Annotated in this window: 14 protein-coding genes and 1 pseudogene; 3 read left to right on the forward strand and 12 right to left on the reverse strand. The window is 68.4% G+C overall.

What is annotated here, in order from left to right; translation table 11 throughout:
• The 4 genes from alaS to ACZZZB_RS19875 all read right to left on the reverse strand — a co-directional run bounded on the left by alaS (nucleotide 1) and on the right by ACZZZB_RS19875 (nucleotide 5,416).
• Complete coding sequence (alaS, locus tag ACZZZB_RS19860) at nucleotides 1–2,655, reverse strand: alanine--tRNA ligase (protein WP_192004912.1); 2,655 nt, start codon at nucleotides 2,653–2,655, stop codon at nucleotides 1–3.
• 69 nt (nucleotides 2,656–2,724) lie between these two features.
• The gene (locus ACZZZB_RS19865) at nucleotides 2,725–2,958 is read right to left on the reverse strand and encodes a hypothetical protein (RefSeq protein WP_079002498.1); all 234 of its coding nucleotides are present in this window, start codon (nucleotides 2,956–2,958) and stop codon (nucleotides 2,725–2,727) included.
• A gap of 160 nt (nucleotides 2,959–3,118) precedes the next feature.
• On the reverse strand, nucleotides 3,119–3,748 hold the full coding sequence (gene rpsD / locus ACZZZB_RS19870; RefSeq protein WP_463530527.1) for a 30S ribosomal protein S4: 630 nt from the start codon (nucleotides 3,746–3,748) through the stop codon (nucleotides 3,119–3,121).
• 222 nt (nucleotides 3,749–3,970) lie between these two features.
• Nucleotides 3,971–5,416, reverse strand: coding sequence for a replication-associated recombination protein A (locus tag ACZZZB_RS19875; protein WP_137241688.1), 1,446 nt, complete (start codon nucleotides 5,414–5,416; stop codon nucleotides 3,971–3,973).
• A 184-nt stretch (nucleotides 5,417–5,600) separates the two neighbouring features.
• On the opposite strand from ACZZZB_RS19875, the gene ACZZZB_RS19880 reads away from it, so the two are divergent.
• The 3 genes from ACZZZB_RS19880 to ACZZZB_RS19890 all read left to right on the forward strand — a co-directional run bounded on the left by ACZZZB_RS19880 (nucleotide 5,601) and on the right by ACZZZB_RS19890 (nucleotide 8,542).
• Nucleotides 5,601–6,407 carry a peptidylprolyl isomerase gene (locus ACZZZB_RS19880; RefSeq protein WP_079705920.1) on the forward strand — a complete coding sequence of 269 codons (807 nt, stop codon included), beginning with the start codon at nucleotides 5,601–5,603 and terminating at the stop codon, nucleotides 6,405–6,407.
• A 133-nt stretch (nucleotides 6,408–6,540) separates the two neighbouring features.
• Nucleotides 6,541–7,770, forward strand: a complete 1,230-nt coding sequence (locus ACZZZB_RS19885; protein WP_463530528.1) for a DUF349 domain-containing protein — start codon at nucleotides 6,541–6,543, stop codon at nucleotides 7,768–7,770.
• A 94-nt stretch (nucleotides 7,771–7,864) separates the two neighbouring features.
• On the forward strand, nucleotides 7,865–8,542 hold the full coding sequence (locus tag ACZZZB_RS19890) for a hypothetical protein (RefSeq protein ID WP_463530529.1): 678 nt from the start codon (nucleotides 7,865–7,867) through the stop codon (nucleotides 8,540–8,542).
• Here ACZZZB_RS19890 and ACZZZB_RS19895 read toward each other — a convergent pair.
• From ACZZZB_RS19895 to ACZZZB_RS19930, 8 genes and pseudogenes are all read right to left on the reverse strand, one after another.
• Nucleotides 8,529–10,784, reverse strand: a complete 2,256-nt coding sequence (locus ACZZZB_RS19895) for a RelA/SpoT family protein (protein ID WP_079705918.1) — start codon at nucleotides 10,782–10,784, stop codon at nucleotides 8,529–8,531. The two genes, ACZZZB_RS19890 and ACZZZB_RS19895, sit on opposite strands and share 14 nt — an antisense overlap.
• A gap of 48 nt (nucleotides 10,785–10,832) precedes the next feature.
• Nucleotides 10,833–11,873, reverse strand: a complete 1,041-nt coding sequence (gene secF / locus ACZZZB_RS19900; protein WP_079705917.1) for a protein translocase subunit SecF — start codon at nucleotides 11,871–11,873, stop codon at nucleotides 10,833–10,835.
• Nucleotides 11,873–13,625 (reverse strand): annotated as a pseudogene (gene secD, locus ACZZZB_RS19905) (protein translocase subunit SecD). The gene secF and the pseudogene secD overlap by 1 nt, the downstream one beginning before the upstream one ends.
• A gap of 64 nt (nucleotides 13,626–13,689) precedes the next feature.
• Nucleotides 13,690–14,073, reverse strand: coding sequence for a preprotein translocase subunit YajC (locus ACZZZB_RS19910; RefSeq protein WP_085510869.1), 384 nt, complete (start codon nucleotides 14,071–14,073; stop codon nucleotides 13,690–13,692).
• 72 nt (nucleotides 14,074–14,145) lie between these two features.
• Entirely contained in the window at nucleotides 14,146–15,177 is a 1,032-nt protein-coding gene (gene ruvB, locus ACZZZB_RS19915) for a Holliday junction branch migration DNA helicase RuvB (protein ID WP_071260128.1), read from the reverse strand.
• Entirely contained in the window at nucleotides 15,174–15,800 is a 627-nt protein-coding gene (gene ruvA / locus ACZZZB_RS19920; RefSeq protein ID WP_064293816.1) for a Holliday junction branch migration protein RuvA, read from the reverse strand. Before ruvA ends, ruvB begins: the two co-directional genes overlap by 4 nt.
• Nucleotides 15,797–16,429, reverse strand: coding sequence for a crossover junction endodeoxyribonuclease RuvC (gene ruvC / locus ACZZZB_RS19925; protein ID WP_064293815.1), 633 nt, complete (start codon nucleotides 16,427–16,429; stop codon nucleotides 15,797–15,799). The genes ruvA and ruvC overlap by 4 nt, the downstream gene beginning before the upstream one ends.
• A gap of 96 nt (nucleotides 16,430–16,525) precedes the next feature.
• Nucleotides 16,526–17,287, reverse strand: coding sequence for a YebC/PmpR family DNA-binding transcriptional regulator (locus tag ACZZZB_RS19930; protein WP_079705914.1), 762 nt, complete (start codon nucleotides 17,285–17,287; stop codon nucleotides 16,526–16,528).
• Between the last annotated feature and the right edge of the window lie 65 nt (nucleotides 17,288–17,352).

The following is a 17,352-nucleotide window of genomic DNA, read 5'->3' on the forward strand; positions in this document are numbered from 1 at the left end:
TCAGGCGATCTCGCGGGCGATCGCCGCGAGGGCGTCGCCGAGTGCGGTGGCGTCGACGCCGCCACCCTGTGCGAGGTCGTCCTTCCCACCACCGTTGCCGCCGAGGACACCGGCCGCGACCCGGACGAGGACGCCTGCCTTGAGTCCGGCGTCGCGGGCACCCTGGTTCGTCGCGACGACGATCGCGGGCTTCCCGCCGACGACCGCGCCCAGGGCGACGACCGCCGGGCTCGCGCCGAGCTGCTCGCGGAGCTGCGTGACGAGCGTCCTGACGTCGTTCGGTGACCCGAGCTCGCCCAGGTGCTCGGCGACGAGCGACACCGGGCCGACGCGGTGAGCGGTCTGCGCCAATGCCGGGAGGCGTTCGCTCAGCCCACGGGCTTCGAACGCGGCGATCTTCTTCTCAGCGGCCTTGAGGTTCGCGACCAGTTCGGCAATGCGGTCGGGCAGCTGCTCCTTCGGCGTCTTGAGGCTGCCGGAGAGCTGTGACACGAGCGCCCGCTCGGCGGCGAGGTCGCGGAAGGCCTCGAGTCCGACGAGCGACTCCACCCGACGGTTCGTCGAGCCGACGGACGACTCGCTGACGAGGTTGATCAACCCGATCTCGGCACTTGAGCTGACGTGCGTGCCCGCACACAGCTCACGCGACCACGGCCCGCCGATGTCGACGACGCGGACGGTCTCGCCGTACTTCTCGCCGAACAGCGCCATGGCGCCGAGCGCCTTCGCGTCGTCGAGCGCCATCTCGCGGGTGCTCACCTGCAGGTTGTCGCGGATGGCGTTGTTGGAGATCTCCTCGATCTCCGACTTCGTCGCCGGTGACAGCGGCTGGTTCCAGGTGAAGTCGAGCCGCAGGTACCCGGCCTTGTTCGACGAACCGGACTGGTGGGCGCTGTCGCCCAGGACCTGTCGCAGGGCTGCGTGGATGATGTGCGTGCCGGAGTGCGCCTGCTGCGCGCCGCGGCGGTAGCTCGCGTCGACGATGGTCGTCGCCGGTGCGTCCACGCCGACCTCGCCCTGGCTCACCTGCACCTTGTGCGCGATGAGACCCTTGACCGGCTTCTGCACGTCGAGCACCTCGAGCTCGTATCCGGGACCGACGATGACGCCCTGGTCGGCCTCCTGCCCGCCGGACTCGGCGTACAGCGAGGTCTCCGCCAGGATCACCTCGGCGATGTCACCGGCGACCGCGCGCTGCACCGGGTGTCCGCCCACGATGATGCCGAGGATGCGGCTCTCGGTCTCGAGCTCGGTGTAGCCGGTGAACACGGTCTCGCCCTTGGCGCGGATGTCGCTGTAGACCGAGAGGTCGGCGAGGACGCTCTTCTTCGCCTTCGCGTCGGCCTTCGCTCGCTGGCGCTGCGCGGTCATGAGCGAATCGAACGCGTCACGGTCGACTGAGAGGCCGGCCTCCTCCGCGATCTCGAGGGTCAGGTCGATCGGGAAACCGTAGGTGTCGTGCAGGAGGAACGCGGAGTCGCCGGCGAGGGCCGTCCGGCCCGTGCCCTTGGTCTGCTCGAGCGCGAGGTCGAGGATGGTCGTGCCGCTGGCCAGCGTCCGGAGGAAGGTCTCCTCCTCGGCGTAGGCGCTCTGCGAGATCCGGCCGAAGTCGGTCTCGACCTCCGGGTAGGCCGCCTTCATGGCGTCGCGCGACGCGGAGAACAGCTCGGGGAACGTCGCGGTGTCGACGCCGAGGAGGCGCATCGCACGGACGGTCCGTCGCATGAGGCGGCGGAGGATGTACCCGCGTCCCTCGTTCGACGGCGTGATGCCGTCGCTCATGAGCATGAGCGACGAACGCACGTGGTCGGCGATGACGCGCATCCGGACGTCGTCGTCGTGGTCGGCGCCGTAGCGACGGCCGCTCAACTCGGCGGCGCGATCGAGGACCGGGCGCACCTGGTCGATCTCGTACATGTTCTCGACGCCCTGCTTGAGGAAGGCGACCCGCTCGAGCCCCATGCCGGTGTCGATGTTCTTCTTCGGGAGTTCGCCGACGATGTCGAAGTCGACCTTGCCGCGCACATTCTCGATCAGGTACTGCATGAAGACGAGGTTCCAGATCTCGACGTACCGGTCGTCGTCGGTCGCCGGGCCGCCGTCGGCTCCGTACGCGGGACCGCGGTCGAAGAAGATCTCCGAGCACGGGCCGGCCGGTCCGGGCTGACCCGTCGACCAGTAGTTCGTGTCCTTGTCGAGCCGCTGGATGCGGTGCTCGGGGAGCCCTGCGACGCGCTTCCAGAGGTCGATCGCTTCGTCGTCGTCCTTGTACACGGTGACCCAGAGGTCCTTCTCGTCGAAGGCGAGGCCGCCGCTCGACTCACTGCCGGTCAGGAGCTCCCACGCGTAGGTGATCGCCCCCTCCTTGAAGTAGTCGCCGAAGGAGAAGTTGCCGTTCATCTGGAAGAAGGTGCCGTGCCGGGGCGTCTTGCCCACCTCTTCGATGTCGTTGGTGCGGATGCACTTCTGGACGCTCGTGGCGCGATCGAACGGCGCGGGGACGACGCCGGTGAGGTACGGCACGAACGGCACCATGCCGGCGACCGTGAAGAGGAGCGAGGGGTCGTCGCTGACGAGGGAGGCGGAGGGGACGACGGTGTGCCCCCGATCGCCGAAGAAGGTGAGCCAGCGGGAGCGGATGTCAGCGGTGTCCATGGTGTCCGTACGTCAGGGGTGTGCGTGTCGATGTTCGTGCGCTGCGGCGATGCCCGTCCGGGCGTGCCGCTACGGCTTGGTGAGGTCTTCTGCGGCGTCCTCGACGCGCGCGACGACGGACTCAGCCGTGTCGCGCAGCTGCGCCTCGCGCTCCTTGTAGGCGTCGCCGACGGTGTCGGTGAACTCCCTGACGCGTGAGTCCAGCTCGGAGAAGAACCGCTTGCCGGACTGTGTCTTGTTGATCTCGTGGGCGACGACGAAGCCGGCGCCGATGCCGACGATCAGCCAGAACACGTTCTTCATGGGGAACTCCTCATCTGCGGTGCGACCACCCGGGCGTCGCCGGGCGTACCAAGCATCCATCGTAGTCGAGCGCGGTGGACCGATGGCGTCGTACAACGACGAAGAGGCACCGGCCGGAGCCGATGCCTCTTCGTGTGGTGCCCGGAGCCGGGCCGCAGGCCTAGCGGGCTGCGTAGTACTCGACGACGAGCTGCACTTCACAGGTCACAGGGACCTCGGCGCGCTTCGGGCGACGCTCGAGACGCGCCTGGAGCTTGTCGAGCTCGACCGAGAGGTACGCGGGCACCTTCGGCAGGACGTCGACGTGACCGCCGGCAGCGGCGACCTGGAAGGGCTCGGTGCCCTCGGAGCGCTGCTTGACGTGGATGAGCTGGCCCGGCTTCACGCGGAAGGACGGGCGGTCGACGAGCTGGCCGTCGACCATGATGTGGCGGTGCACGACCATCTGGCGAGCCTGAGCCGTGGTGCGGGCGAAACCGGAGCGGAGGACGAGCGCGTCGAGACGGGTCTCGAGGATCTCGACGAGGTTCTCACCCGTCAGGCCCTGGGTGCGACGTGCCTCCTGGAAGGCGATCTTGAGCTGGGCCTCGCGGATGCCGTACTGGGCGCGCAGACGCTGCTTCTCGCGCAGACGGACGGCGTAGTCGCTGTCGGCCTTGCGCTTGCTGCGGCCGTGCTCACCGGGAGCGTAGGGACGCTTCTCGAGGTACTTGGCGGCCTTCGGGGTGAGGGCGATGCCGAGTGCCCGCGAGAGGCGGGTCTTGCTGCGGGTACGTGACTTGGTAGACACGGTTTCCTTTCGATGAAGTCTCAAACGATGAATGACCGGCGCGAAGACGCGTCGGTGATCCGGAATCACACCGGACAAAGTCAGAGGGGTCCGCCGGGGCTGTTCGGCTACAGAACACGCCCGTCGAACACGGTGATCGAGCAGCCGCGCAGTCACACCGGTTCTAGGCGGATCAATACTAGCACGACGTGCCCCGGTCGCCGGGCCGCCGCGACCCGACGTTCACTCGCCCCGGACGATCTTCCGGAGTTTGTCCAACCGTGCCGAGATGTCGCGTTCGTGGCCGTGGTCGGTGGGCTGGTAGTACCGGACGTCGCGGAGCTCGTCGGGCAGGTACTGCTGGGCGACGACACCGATCGGGTGGTCGTGCGGGTAGCGGTAGCCCTTGCCGTGTCCGAGGCGCTTGGCGCCCGCGTAGTGGGCGTCGCGCATCGGCTTCGGCACACGTCCGAAGGCTCCGGCCCTGACGTCGGCGATGGCCTGGTCGATGGCGACGTAGGCCGCGTTCGACTTGGCGGCGGTGGCCAGGTACACCACGGCCTCGGCCAGCGGGATGCGACCCTCGGGCATGCCGATGAACTGGACGGCGTCGGCGGCCGCCACGGCGATGGGCAGCGCCTGCGGGTCGGCGATGCCGATGTCCTCGGCCGCGGAGATGATGATGCGGCGGGCGATGAAGCGCGGGTCCTCCCCCGCCTCGATCATCCGAGCGAGGTAGTGCAGCGCGGCGTCAACGTCGGATCCGCGGATGCTCTTGATGAACGCGCTGATGACGTCGTAGTGCTCGTCGCCGTTGCGGTCGTATCGGAGCAGGGCGCGGTCGACCGCCTGCGAGACGAGCTCATCGGTGATGACGGGACCGCGGGGCGCCCGCGTCGCGGTGTCGGAGTCCACCCCGTCTTCGTCGTCTTCATCATCCTCATCGCCGACGTCGAGGAGGCCCGCGTCGTCGAGATCGAGCTCGTCGGGGTCGACCGGAGCGCCGAGATCGGAGTCGGCGGCGATCGCGGCCGCCTCCAACGCAGTCAGGGCTCGTCGGGCATCGCCGGAGGACAACTGGATGATCGCGGCGCGGGCCTCCGGCGTCACGGTGAAGCGACCGGCCAGGCCGCGCGGGTCGGTCACTGCGCGGTCGATGAGGATGCCGAGGTCGTCGTCGCTCAGCTGTTCGAGCGTGAGGAGCAGCGAACGCGAGAGCAGCGGGGAGATGACGGAGAACGACGGGTTCTCGGTCGTCGCGGCGACCAGGATGACCCAGCCGTTCTCCACGCCGGGGAGCAGGGCGTCCTGCTGGGCCTTCGTGAACCGGTGGATCTCGTCGAGGAAGAGGACGGTGGAGCTGCCATAGAGGTCGCGGCTCGACATCGCCTCCTCCATGACCTGCCGGACGTCCTTGACGCCCGCCGTCACGGCCGAGAGCTCGACGAACCGGCGACCGGAGCTGTGCGCGATGGCCTGCGCCAGCGTCGTCTTCCCGGTGCCCGGTGGGCCCCAGAGGATGACGGACACGGCCGCCTGCGTCCCCTCGTTGTCGCTCGCCAGACGGACGAGCGGCGAGCCGGGACGGAGCAGGTGCTGCTGGCCGGCGACCTCCTCGAGGCTGCGGGGCCGCATGCGCACCGCGAGCGGGACCGGTGCGCCGGCGATGCCGGGTCCTCGACTGAACATTCCACCAGGCTAGCCGCAGCCTGCGACACGCGGACCCGCTGCAGAACGGGGTCGCCGCCGTCGTGCGCCGTTTGGTCCGCGCGGAGCGCTCCCCGTAAGGTTCTCCTGGGCAGTCCGCCGCGGGCGTGGTGCCAGATGACAGCGCGATGCCGCCGCTCGGCCGACGGCACCTGGAGGGAACGACGTGGCAACGAGCAAGGGTCCGGACAAAGAGGCACGCGCAGCACGCGCACGACTGCGCGCCTACAACGCCCGGCGCACCGTGCACGAGCACCGCTCGAAGCGCCGCGTCCGCGACAACGTGATCGCCGCGGCGGCGCTCGTCGTCATCCTGGCCGGTGCCACGGCTGCGCAGGTGTTCTTCTTCGCCGGCGGTCCGGGCACCCCGGTCGCGACGCCCACGGCTTCCGCCGAGGCAGGGGCCTGCGGTGTCACCGGGGCCACGGACGGTGCGAACACCGGCGAGGTCCCCGCGAGCACCATCGCCGAGGACCGCGATTGGAGTGGTGAGATGACGATCAACGACGTCGTCATGAACCTCACCCTCGACGGCGCCTGCGCGCCGCAGGGCGTCTCCTCCTTCATCTCCCTCGCCCAATCCGGCTTCTACGACGGCGTCACCTGCCACCGCCTCACGACGAGCGGCATCTACGTCCTGCAGTGCGGCGACCCCGACGGCACCGGCACCGGTGGCCCCGGCTACAGCTACGGCCCGGTCGAGAACGCACCGACCGACGACGTCTACCCGGCCGGCACCATCGCCATGGCACGCCAGGGAGGGAACGGCTACAGCAACGGTTCGCAGTTCTTCCTCGTGTACCAGGACTCCACCATCCCGTCCGACGCCGCCGGCGGCTACACCGTGCTCGGCCAGATCACGAGTGGTCTCGACCAGCTCGTCTCGGGCGTCGTGTCCGGCGGCGTCGCGGACGGCAGCGGTGACGGTGCTCCAGCGGTCCCGGCCACCATCACCTCGGTGACGGTCCAGTAGCGCGTGCAGTAACCTGCACCAGACGGAACCGACCGGCGCAAGCGGTCGCCCCGAGCAGGACTCGGGGTAATAGGCTTGTGGATCGATCACGATCGCCACGAACGGCGGTCAACACACAGCAAGGGTGATGCGCGTGACCAGTCCAGAGATCGAACCGTGGGGTCGTGTCGACGACGACGGCACCGTCTACGTCCGTGAGGCCGACGGTGAACGAGCGGTCGGACAGTACCCCGACGGTTCCAAGGAGGAGGCGCTCGCGTACTTCGAGCGCAAGTTCACGGACCTCGCCGGACAGGTGACGCTCCTCGAGCAGCGCGCGAAGCGCGGTGCACCGGCGACGGACGTCGCGAAGGCTGTGAAGTCGATCACCAAGCAGGTCGAGTCCGCCAACGCGGTCGGCAACCTCCAGGCGCTCCTGACCCGCCTCGCGGCGCTCGACGGCACCGTGAGCGAGCTGACCGAGGCGCAGAGCCAGGAGACCAAGGCAGCCCTCGAGGAAGCGGCACGTGCGCGTCTCGCGATCGTCGAGGAAGCCGAACAGCTCGCGCAGCAGGATCCGGCACGGGTGCAGTGGAAGCAGACCTCGGCGCGACTCGACGAACTCTTCGCCGAGTGGCAGCGCCAGCAGCACGACGGACCTCGTCTCGCGAAGAACGACGCCAACGACCTCTGGAAGCGGTTCCGGACGGCGCGCGCGACGATCGAGCAGCACCGTCGTGCGTTCTACACGGAGCTGGACTCGGTCCACAAGGAAGCACGCGCGATCAAGCAGAAGCTCGTCGAGCGCGCCGAGGCCCTCATCGCCAAGGGCGCCGAGGGCATCCCCGCCTACCGCAGCCTGCTCGACGAGTGGAAGGCCTCCCCGCGTGCCGGGAAGCGCCAGGACGACGCACTCTGGGCGAAGTTCAAGGCCGCGGGCGACGCGATCTACGGCGCCAAGGCCAAGATCGACGCGCGCGACAACGAGGAGTTCCAGGGCAACCTGGATCTGAAGCTCGCGGTGTTGGCGGATGCCGAGCCGATCCTGGCCGACACGAACCGGGACTCGGCGCGCAAGGCGCTCACCGACATCCAGCGTCGGTGGGACGAGATCGGCAAGGTCCCGCGCGAGCAGGTCCGCGTCGTCGAAGACCGTCTCCGCAAGATCGAGACCCACGTCAAGCAGCTCGAGGACGAGCACTGGAAGCGCAACAACCCCGAGACGAAGGCTCGCACCGAGGGGCTCGCGAGCCAGCTCGCCGATGCCATCGCCAAGCTCGAGGACGAGGTCGAGGCGGCACGAGCGTCCGGTGACGCCGACCGGCTCACCGCGGCCATCGAGGCGCTGGATGCACGCAAGGCGTGGCTCGGGGCGATCCGCTAGGCGGATCCGCTCCACCAACCGCGTGACGGTCGCGGTTCTCCACAGATCCGTCGACGATCCTCCTGCTGCCGGACGGCTGCAGGAGGATCGTCGTATGTCCACGGCACTCCAGACGTCCTCCCCCATCGAGCCAGGCTGCGCGACGGATCCTTCGGCCTCCACGAGCCGCCTCCCCGCCTACCTCCAGCCACCTGAGCTCTCCGTCGCCGAGCTCGCCGCCGCGCGGCTCGACGGCGAGCTCTTCGCCTTCGAAGACGGCTACTGCAGCGTCGACGAACCCGACACCGTCAGGCTGCGCGCGGCGGTCCTCGAACAGCTGCCCGGGCTGGCCGGGGCGGTCATCGCCGAGACGAGTGCCGCCTGGCTGCACGGCGCGGCGCTCATCGCACCGAGGATCCACACGGGCTTCGTGTCGATGGAACGGCGAAGCGCGCGTTCGCCCCGGTTGCGTCTGCGTCAGGTATCACTCCGCGCGGACGACAGCGAGCGGTGCGGGGCACTGCGGGTCACGACCCCCACGCGCACGGTCGCGGATCTGGCACGGCGCACCGGGGCCGATGCGGAGGAGGCCATGTCGACGATCCGCAACTACTTCCTGCTCGGGCTCACCAGCCCTGAGGCGGTCGTCGCATGGGTCCGCTCCGTCCCGCGGGTCCTCGGCGGCACACGGATCGTCCGTGTCGTGTCGAGTGCGACCGAGGTGATGCTCCCCAGCCTCGAGCCGACTCGGAGCGAACTGGCCTCCTGGTCGCTCCCGCTCAGCCGCCGTTGACCCGGTAGACGTCGTACACGGTGTCGATCCGCCGGACCGCGTTCAGCACCCGGTCGAGGTGGGTGGTGTCGCCCATCTCGAACACGAAGCGGCTGATGGCCAGGCGGTCGCTCGAGGTGTTCACCGTCGCCGACAGGATGTTGACGTGGTACTCGGACAGCACCCGCGTCACATCCGACAACAGTCCGGCTCGATCGAGTGCCTCGACCTGGATCTGGACGAGGAACACGCTCTTCGACGACGGCGCCCACTCCACATCGATCATGCGCTCGGGCTCCTGCAGGAGGCCTTGGACGTTGTGGCAGTCCGAACGGTGGACGGAGACGCCGGAGCCCCGCGTGACGAACCCGACGATCTCATCACCCGGCACCGGGGTGCAGCACTTCGCGAGCTTGACCAGGATGTCGGGAGCACCGAGCACGAGGACCCCGGAGTCGCTGTTCTGCAGCCGCTCACGGCGGCTCCCGCGGACCGGGACGGTGTACTCGGCGTGCTCGCTGTCGGCGTCCTTCTGCAGGAGCGCGACGACCTTCTCGAGCACGGACTGCGTCGAGACGTGGCCCTCGCCGACGGCCGCGTAGAGTGCCGTGACGTCCTCGTAGCGCAGTTGCGCTGCGACCTCGGCGAACGAGTCCTGGTTCATGAGCTTCTGGAGCGGCAGGTTCTGCTTGCGCATCGCCCGCGCGATCGCGTCACGGCCCTGCTCGATGGCCTCGTCGCGTCGCTCCTTCGTGAACCACTGGCGGATCTTGTTCCGCGCCCGTGGGCTCTTGACGAAGTTCAACCAGTCCTGGCTCGGACCGGAGTCGGGGTTCTTCGAGGTGAAGACCTCCACCACGTCGCCGGTGTTGAGCGAACTCTCCAGCGGCACGAGCCGCCCGTTGACCCGGGCGCCCATCGTCCGGTGGCCGACCTCCGTGTGGACGGCGTAGGCGAAGTCCACCGGCGTCGCGCCGGCGGGCAGGCCGACGACACGCCCCTTCGGGGTGAAGACGTAGACCTCCTTCGCGCCGATCTCGAAGCGCAACGAGTCGAGGAACTCCCCCGGGTCCGCCGTCTCCGCCTGCCAGTCGGAGATGTGCGCGAGCCAGGCCATCGAGCTGTCGGGCTCGGCGGAGGACGCGGTCTTCCCGCTGTTCATCCGCTCCTTGTACTTCCAGTGCGCGGCGACACCGAACTCGGCCCGCTGGTGCATCTCGTTCGTGCGGATCTGGATCTCGACGGGCTTCCCGCCCGGTCCGACGACGGTGGTGTGCAGCGACTGGTACAGGTTGAACTTCGGCGTGGCGATGTAGTCCTTGAAGCGCCCTGGGACGGGGGTCCACCGTGCGTGGATCGACCCGAGGACCGCGTAGCAGTCGCGCAGCGAGTTGACGAGGACGCGGATGCCGACGAGGTCGTAGATGTCGTCGAACTCGCGGCCTCGGACGACCATCTTCTGGTAGATCGAGTAGTACTGCTTCGGGCGACCGGCGACCTTGCCGCGGATCTTCTGCGCCTTGAGATCCTCGTTCACCGCGTCGATGACGTGCTGCACGTACTCCTCGCGCTGCGGTGTCCGCTGCTTGACGAGCGATTCGATCTCGGCGTAGAGCTTCGGGTACAGCACGGCGAAGGACAGGTCTTCGAGCTCCCACTTGATCGCCTGGATCCCGAGGCGGTGTGCGAGTGGTGCGTAGATCTCGAGGGTCTCCGTGGCCTTCTTCGCCGCCTTCTCGGCCGGGACGAATCCCCAGGTCCGGGCGTTGTGCAGACGGTCGGCGAGCTTGATGATGAGGACGCGGATGTCCTTCGACATCGCGACGATCATCTTCCGGACCGTCTCGGCCTGGGCGCTGTCGCCGTACTTGACCTTGTCGAGCTTCGTGACGCCGTCGACGAGCATGGCGACCTCGTCGCCGAAGTCGGCGTGGAGTTGGTCGAGTGAGTAGTCGGTGTCCTCGACGGTGTCGTGGAGGAGGGCCGCGACGATCGTCTTCGGTCCGATGCCGAGGTCGGCCAGGATCTGGGAGACGGCGACCGGGTGCGTGATGTACGGCTCGCCGCTCTGGCGCTTCTGGCCGGAGTGGGCCCGCTCGGCGACCGTGTACGCACGTTCGATGAGCGCCAGGTCGGCCTTGGGATGGTGCTGCCGCACCGTCCGCATCAGGGTGTCGACGGCGCCGGCCGGCTGTGCCTTCGAGAAGATCCGTGGGACGAGACGGCGCAGGGAGGCCGTCGAGGATGTCGTGGTGTCCGCCATCTCAGGCCTCCCTGCGCTCGTGCACGCGGTTGTCGGTCGCTGTCAGGGTCAACGCGCCAGCGGCGCGTCTGCTTCCGTGCGTTCGCCCTCGGCGTCATCCGAGGTCTGAGCGCGCTCGCGCGCCTGCAGCACGCGCTTGTCGTGCTTGGCGATGCGGGGCTCGTTGTGCCGGAAGTTCGCGTAGAGCGGTGCGGCGACGAAGATCGTCGAGTACGTGCCGACGAGGATACCGACGAGCAGGGCGAGCGAGATGTCGCGCAGCGTGTCGGCACCGAGGACGAAGGCACCGAAGAACAGGATCGCCGCGACCGGGAGCGCCGCCACGACGCCGGTGTTGATCGAGCGCACCAGGGTCTGGTTGACCGCGAGGTTGACCGACTCCCCGAATGTCCGGGCCGCGCCGTCGGCGTCGAGCGTCGTGTTCTCGCGGATCTTGTCGAACACCACGACGGTGTCGTACAGCGAGAAGCCGAGGATGGTGAGGAAGCCGATCATGGCGGCCGGCGTGATCTCCCAGCCCGTCGCGGCGTAGACGCCGGCCGTGATGATGAGGTCGTGCATGAGGGAGAGCAGCGCGGCCGCGGACATCTTCCAGGTGCGGAAGTACAGGGCCATGAGGATCGCCGCGAGCACGAGGAACACGATGAGGCCGACGATCGCCTGCTTGGAGACGTCCTGACCCCATGACGGGCCGATGAACGAACTCGTGATGTCGGACTGTTCGACGCCGTAGGCCTCGGCCAAGGCTGCCGACACCTGCTGGGTGACCTTGTCGTTCTTCAGCTGGTCGGTCTGCACGCGGACCGAGTTGCCGCCCACGACGGTGACGTGGGTGGTCGCGCCGCTGACGACGGACGCGACCGCGTCTTCGGCCAGCGTCTGATCGGTGCTCTTGACGTCGGCGATCTGGAACTGCGAACCACCGCGGAACTCGATGCCGAAGTTGAATCCGCCCTTGACGACCGGGATCAACACGGAGAGGACGACCGCGACGATGGCGATCGTGTACCAGATCTTGCGCTTGCCGACGAAGTCGTAGGAGCGCTTCCCGGTGTAGAGCTCGTTTCCGAACCGTGCGAACGCACCCATCAGGAGTCCTTCCCATCGGTCGGCAGATCGTCTGCTCTGGTGTCGGAGCCGCCTCCGACGAGGGCCGCCTGCTTGCGCTCGGCGATCGTCTGGCGCTTGGCCGCCTCACGGCTGCTGGACGCGGCCTTGGCGCCAGGCACCGAGACGGGCTTCCGGAACTCTGCGCGACCACGGTAGATGGCGCCGAGCGCCGACGGGTCGAGACCGGTGAACGGCTTGCCGCTGTTGAAGAGCTTCGTCTGGCCGAGGAGCTGCATCATCGGGTGGGTGAACAGCAGCACGACGATGACGTCGATGATCGTGGTCACGCCGAGGGTGAGGGCGAAGCCGCGGACGTTGCCGATCGCGAGGACGTACAGCACCACGGCGGACAGGAGGTTGACACCCTTCGCCGCGTAGATGGTGCGCTTCGCGCGCTTCCAGCCGGCTTCGACGGCGGACTCCAGACCGCGGCCGTCGCGGAGTTCGTCCTTGATGCGTTCGAAGTACACGATGAACGAGTCCGCGGTGAAACCGATCGCGACGATGAGACCTGGCTATCCCGGCAAGGGAGAGCCGGAAGCCCTGACGCCAGGACATCAGCAGGATCACCACATAGGTGAGCACCGCTGCCGCGACGAGCGAGGCGATGGTCACGGTGCCGAGGAGCCGGTACTGGAACAGCGTGTAGATGACGACCAGGATGAGCCCGATCAGACCGGCGATGAGGCCGCTCTCCAGCTGCGTCGAACCGAGGGTCGCCGAGATGGTGTCCTGGCTCTGCACGACGAAGCTGATCGGCAGGGCGCCGAACTTGAGCTGGTCGGCGAGGGTCTTGGCGGATTCCTCCGTGAAGGAGCCACTGATCTCGGGCTTGCCGTCCGAGATGACGGCGAGCGACTGCGGAGCGGAGATGACGTTGCCGTCGAGCACGATCGCGAACTGGTTCTGCGGGCTCTGCAGCGAGGTCAGGCGGCCGGTGACGTCGGCGAAGAGCGCGGTGCCCTTCTCGTTGAAGACCGGGTACACCGCCCACTCGCCCGTGCTGGCACCCGACGACGTCGTCTTGATGCCGGCACTCGCGTCGGACAGGTCTTCTCCGGACACCTCGACCGGGCCGAGGACGTACTTGAAGGTGCCGTCGACGTCGCACGTGATGAGCGGCTCGGCAGCGGGCGCTGCGGTGGCGTCGAGCGAGTCCGCGTTCGCGGCGCAGTCGTAGGCCTGGAAGGCGGCGTACAGCGCGGGCGTCACCTGCGACAGGTCGCTCGCGTTCGTCGGCGACGCGGTCGGCGTGCTCTCGAGGCCCGGATCCGGCGTCGGATACGGGGTCGAGGCGCCGTCCTCACCGATGAAGGTGTTGGACGGCTGACCGGGAGTCAGCTGCTGCGAGGTGAGGACCGGACGGAACTCGAGCTTCGCGGAGCTCTCGATGCGGTTCAGCGTCGCTTCGTCGGGGGTTCCCGGGATCGAGACGACGACGTTCTGACCCTGCGTCGTGATCTCCGCCTCCGACACGCCGGACGCGTCGACGCGCTGGCGGATGATCGCCACGGCCTGGTTCAGCTGCTCGTTGGAGACCGTCTGGCCGGACTCCAGCTTCGGCGCGAGGATGATCTGGGTGCCGCCCTCGAGGTCGAGGGCCAGCTTGGGCGCCCATGAGCTGTTCCCCCAGAGGACCCCGGCCGCGTTGATCGCGAACAAACCGATGAGGATTACGCCAAGCCAGGTGAGCGAACGCCACGCTTTCTTGACCGGAGTCGACTTTGCCAAACTCGGAACTCAGCTTTCTCTGCCGGCGGTGGCACGACGGCCACCACCCGGGAAGGGGTTGGGACTAGTCGTCGCTCTTCTGCGGCTTCGAGGTGTCCTCGACGCGCTGGCCGAATTCGGGCTTGGAGAGGTCGAGCGAGGAGGCGTCGTCGGGGATCGACTCGACGACGGGGGCCTCCTCGGCGGTCTCGGCGACCGTCGGTGCGACGACCGCACCCGCGTAGCGGGGGTCGATGGTGACGATGACGCCGGGGGCGATCTCGACATCGGCCTTGCGGGAGTCGCGGTCCATCGAGATGAGGGTGCCGTAGACACCGAAGCCGGTGAGCACCTCGGCGCCGGGGACGAGCTTCTGCTCCGTCACCGCGGCTTGCTTCTTCCGCTTGTTGTTGCTCACCATCATGAACACGATCATGACGCCGGCGAGGCCGAACAGGACGAGGGTCATTGCATCCACGATGGGAACCTTCCAGAGGAGATTGAGGGCGGGAGACGTTGGGAACGCACCGCCAAAGGGAAATTATAGGCCATCGAGGGTCGAGCCATGCTGAGAAGGTGTTCTGCCGAAGTGCCGCCAGGCGGCCGGCGTCGCCACGCGGCCCCGTGGCGTGCGCGTGATGAGGCCGATCCGGACGAGGAACGGCTCGACGACGGACTCGATCGTCTCCGCTTCCTCGCCGACCGAGACCGCGAGTGTGCTGAGCCCGACCGGGCCTCCGGCGAAGCGGTCGAGCATGCCTTCCATGACCGACCGGTCGAGTCGGTCGAGACCGAGGGCGTCGACGTCGTAGAGCTCGAGAGCGGCACGCACGGTCTCCAGATCCGCGCGGCCACCGTGTACGAGCGCGTAGTCCCTGACCCGGCGGAGGAGTCGGTTGGCGATGCGCGGCGTACCCCGACAGCGTCCGGCGATCTCGGCGACGGCCCGACCGTCGATGTCGAGCCCGAGCATGTCGGCGGTGCGGTGCAGCACCTGCTGCAGTTCCGGCTCGTCGTAGAACTCGAGGTGGGCGGTGAACCCGAAGCGGTCGCGGAGCGGGTTCGGCAGCAGGCCGGACCGGGTGGTCGCCCCGACCAGGGTGAACGGCGCCAGCTCGAGGGGGATGCTCGTCGCGCCGGCACCCTTGCCCACCATGATGTCGATGCGGAAGTCCTCCATGGCGAGGTACAACATCTCCTCCGCAGGGCGGGCCATGCGGTGGATCTCGTCGATGAAGAGGACCTCACCCGGGGTCAGCGACGACAAGACCGCGGCGAGGTCGCCGGCGTGCTGGATGGCCGGACCGCTCGTGAGCCGGAGCGGTTTCCCCGTCTCGTGCGCGACGATCATCGCGAGGGTCGTCTTGCCGAGCCCAGGTGGGCCGGCCAGCAGGATGTGGTCGGGGGTGCGGTTCTGCATCCCGGCGGCCGTGATCAGGAGTTGCAACTGACCGCGCGCCTTGGACTGTCCGACGAACTCGGAGAGCGACCGCGGACGGAGCGCCCCCTCGAACGCCAGTTCCGCATCGGACTCGGCGGCTGGATTGGTGAGGTCTTCTGGAGCGTCCGTCACGAGGTACGGCCTCCGGCGTGCGCCGGGCCGAGTCTGCCGAGGGCCAGGCGAATGAGCGACGGCACGGTCGAGAGGTCGTCCGCACTCGCGGAGGCGGAGGCCTCGACGACCGCCTGCGTCGCCGTCTTCTCCGGCCAACCGAGCCCGATGAGCGCCGTCACGACCTGATCGGCGATCGCTGCCGCGTTCACGGTGGTCGCCGGAGCTTCAGGCGTCGTCCTGGTGACGCGGAGCTTTCCGGCGAGCGAGACGGTGATGAGCTTCGCCGTCTTCGGCCCGATCCCGGAGACCTTCCGGAACGGGGCGTCGTCGTCCGCGGAGATGGCGGCGGCGATCTGCTCCGGCGTCAGCGCCTCCAGGACGCCGAGTGCCGACTTCGGGCCGACCCCGGTGACGCTCACCAGGAGCTCGAACACGGACAGCTCCTCGGCGGATCGGAACCCGAACAGGGAGAGCGAGTCCTCCCGCACGATCAGTGTCGTCGAGAGGAGTGCTTCGGTGCCGACCCGGAGTGAGAGGGCATGGGCCGGCGTGACCTGGACGGCGAATCCGACGCCGCCCACCTCGATCACGACGAGGTTGCCGACCGCGCTCAGGACGGTGCCGCGGAGGGAGGAGATCATGCTTCCAGCCTAGGGCTCCGCGCTGCCCGGGCCCGGACGGCCGCCTCGCGCGGAGCGCCGCCGCGTTCCGCAGCCGCCCACGCACGCTGGGCCGGGGTGAGTGCTCCACTCCCCTGCGGAGGTGCGCCGACGGGTGTCGCCGCAGTCGACACGACTGGTCGCCAGGCGTGGCAGATCGCGAGCGCGAGCGCATCAGCGGCGTCAGCGGGCTTCGGGAGTTCGTCGAGACCGAGGATCCGCGCGACCATGGTCTGCACCTGGAGCTTGTCCGCCCGGCCGTATCCGGTCACCGCGGCCTTGACCTCGCTCGGGGTGTGCAGGCCGACGGGGATCCCGTTCGCGGCCGCAGCGTGCAGGGCGAGCCCACTCGCCTGAGCGGTGCCCATGACGGTCCGGACGTTGTGTTGCGCGAACACCCGCTCGACGGCCATCGCGGTCGGCGAGGTGCGCTCGATCGCCTCGGCGATGCCCTGCGCGATCATGAGGAGTCGCTGCTCGAGCGGGGCGTGCGCGTCCGTCCGGATGACGCCGTACTCGACCATCGTGGCCTGCCGTCCCGGCAGGACGTCGACGACCCCCACCCCGCATCGGGTCAGGCCGGGATCGATGCCGAGGACGCGCAGAGTCATGTTCCGACCCTAAGCGCGGGCGATGCGCCGAGCACTCCGCGAGGGCGGAGTGTCGTACATCCGTTCGAACGAGCTTCGCTCGGCACGCGTGCCGGACTACTCGTCGTCGGCCTCCAGTTCGGCCTGCACCTCGGGGGTGAGGTCGAAGTTGCTGTAGATGTTCTGGACGTCGTCGTTGTCCTCGAGGGCGTCGATCAGCTTGAAGACCTTGCGCGCCGTGTCGGCGTCGATCTCGACCTTGAGGTTCGGGACGAAGGCGACGTCGGCGGAGTCGTAGTCGATACCGGCCTCTTGCAGGGCGGTCCGGGTCGCGACCATGTCGCTCGGCTCGGTGACGACCTCGAAGGTCTCGCCCTCGGTGTTCACCTCTTCTGCGCCCGCATCGAGGACGGCGCCGAGGACGTCGTCCTCGGTGGTCCCCTCGGCCTGGACGACGATGAGGCCCTTGCGCTGGAAGTTGTAGGCGACGGAGCCCGGGTCGGCCATGGTGCCGCCGTTGCGGGACATCAGCGTCCGGACATCGGCTGCTGCACGGTTCTTGTTGTCGGTGAGGCACTCGACGAGCAGGGCGACGCCGTTCGGACCGTAGCCCTCGTACATGATCGTGGTGTAGTCGACGACCTCACCGGTGAGGCCGGCACCGCGCTTGACGGCGCGGTCGATGTTGTCGTTCGGGACCGAGGTCTTCTTCGCCTTCTGGATGGCGTCCTGCAGCGTCGGGTTGCCCGCGAGGTCTGCGCCGCCCATCTTGGCCGCGACCTCGATGTTCTTGATGAGCTTGGCGAACGACTTCGCGCGACGGCCGTCGATGACCGCCTTCTTGTGCTTGGTCGTCGCCCACTTGGAGTGTCCGGACATGTGCTCCCTAACTGCGTGAAAAGAACCTGACCAGTCTAGGCCAGCGGCCCGGAACTCGCGATCAC

The organism is Plantibacter sp. AC185 (genome assembly GCF_979258065.1).

Coding starts and splice junctions, on each gene's coding strand:
- alaS (WP_192004912.1), bottom strand. CDS start 2,655: ATGGACACCGCTGACATCCGCTCCCGCTGGCTCACCTTCTTCGGCGAT.
- ACZZZB_RS19865 (WP_079002498.1), bottom strand. CDS start 2,958: ATGAAGAACGTGTTCTGGCTGATCGTCGGCATCGGCGCCGGCTTCGTC.
- ACZZZB_RS19875 (WP_137241688.1), bottom strand. CDS start 5,416: ATGTTCAGTCGAGGACCCGGCATCGCCGGCGCACCGGTCCCGCTCGCG.
- ACZZZB_RS19890 (WP_463530529.1), top strand. CDS start 7,865: ATGTCCACGGCACTCCAGACGTCCTCCCCCATCGAGCCAGGCTGCGCG.
- ACZZZB_RS19895 (WP_079705918.1), bottom strand. CDS start 10,784: ATGGCGGACACCACGACATCCTCGACGGCCTCCCTGCGCCGTCTCGTC.
- secF (WP_079705917.1), bottom strand. CDS start 11,873: ATGGGTGCGTTCGCACGGTTCGGAAACGAGCTCTACACCGGGAAGCGC.
- ACZZZB_RS19910 (WP_085510869.1), bottom strand. CDS start 14,073: ATGACCCTCGTCCTGTTCGGCCTCGCCGGCGTCATGATCGTGTTCATG.
- ruvA (WP_064293816.1), bottom strand. CDS start 15,800: ATGATCTCCTCCCTCCGCGGCACCGTCCTGAGCGCGGTCGGCAACCTC.
- ruvC (WP_064293815.1), bottom strand. CDS start 16,429: ATGACTCTGCGCGTCCTCGGCATCGATCCCGGCCTGACCCGATGCGGG.
- ACZZZB_RS19930 (WP_079705914.1), bottom strand. CDS start 17,287: ATGTCCGGACACTCCAAGTGGGCGACGACCAAGCACAAGAAGGCGGTC.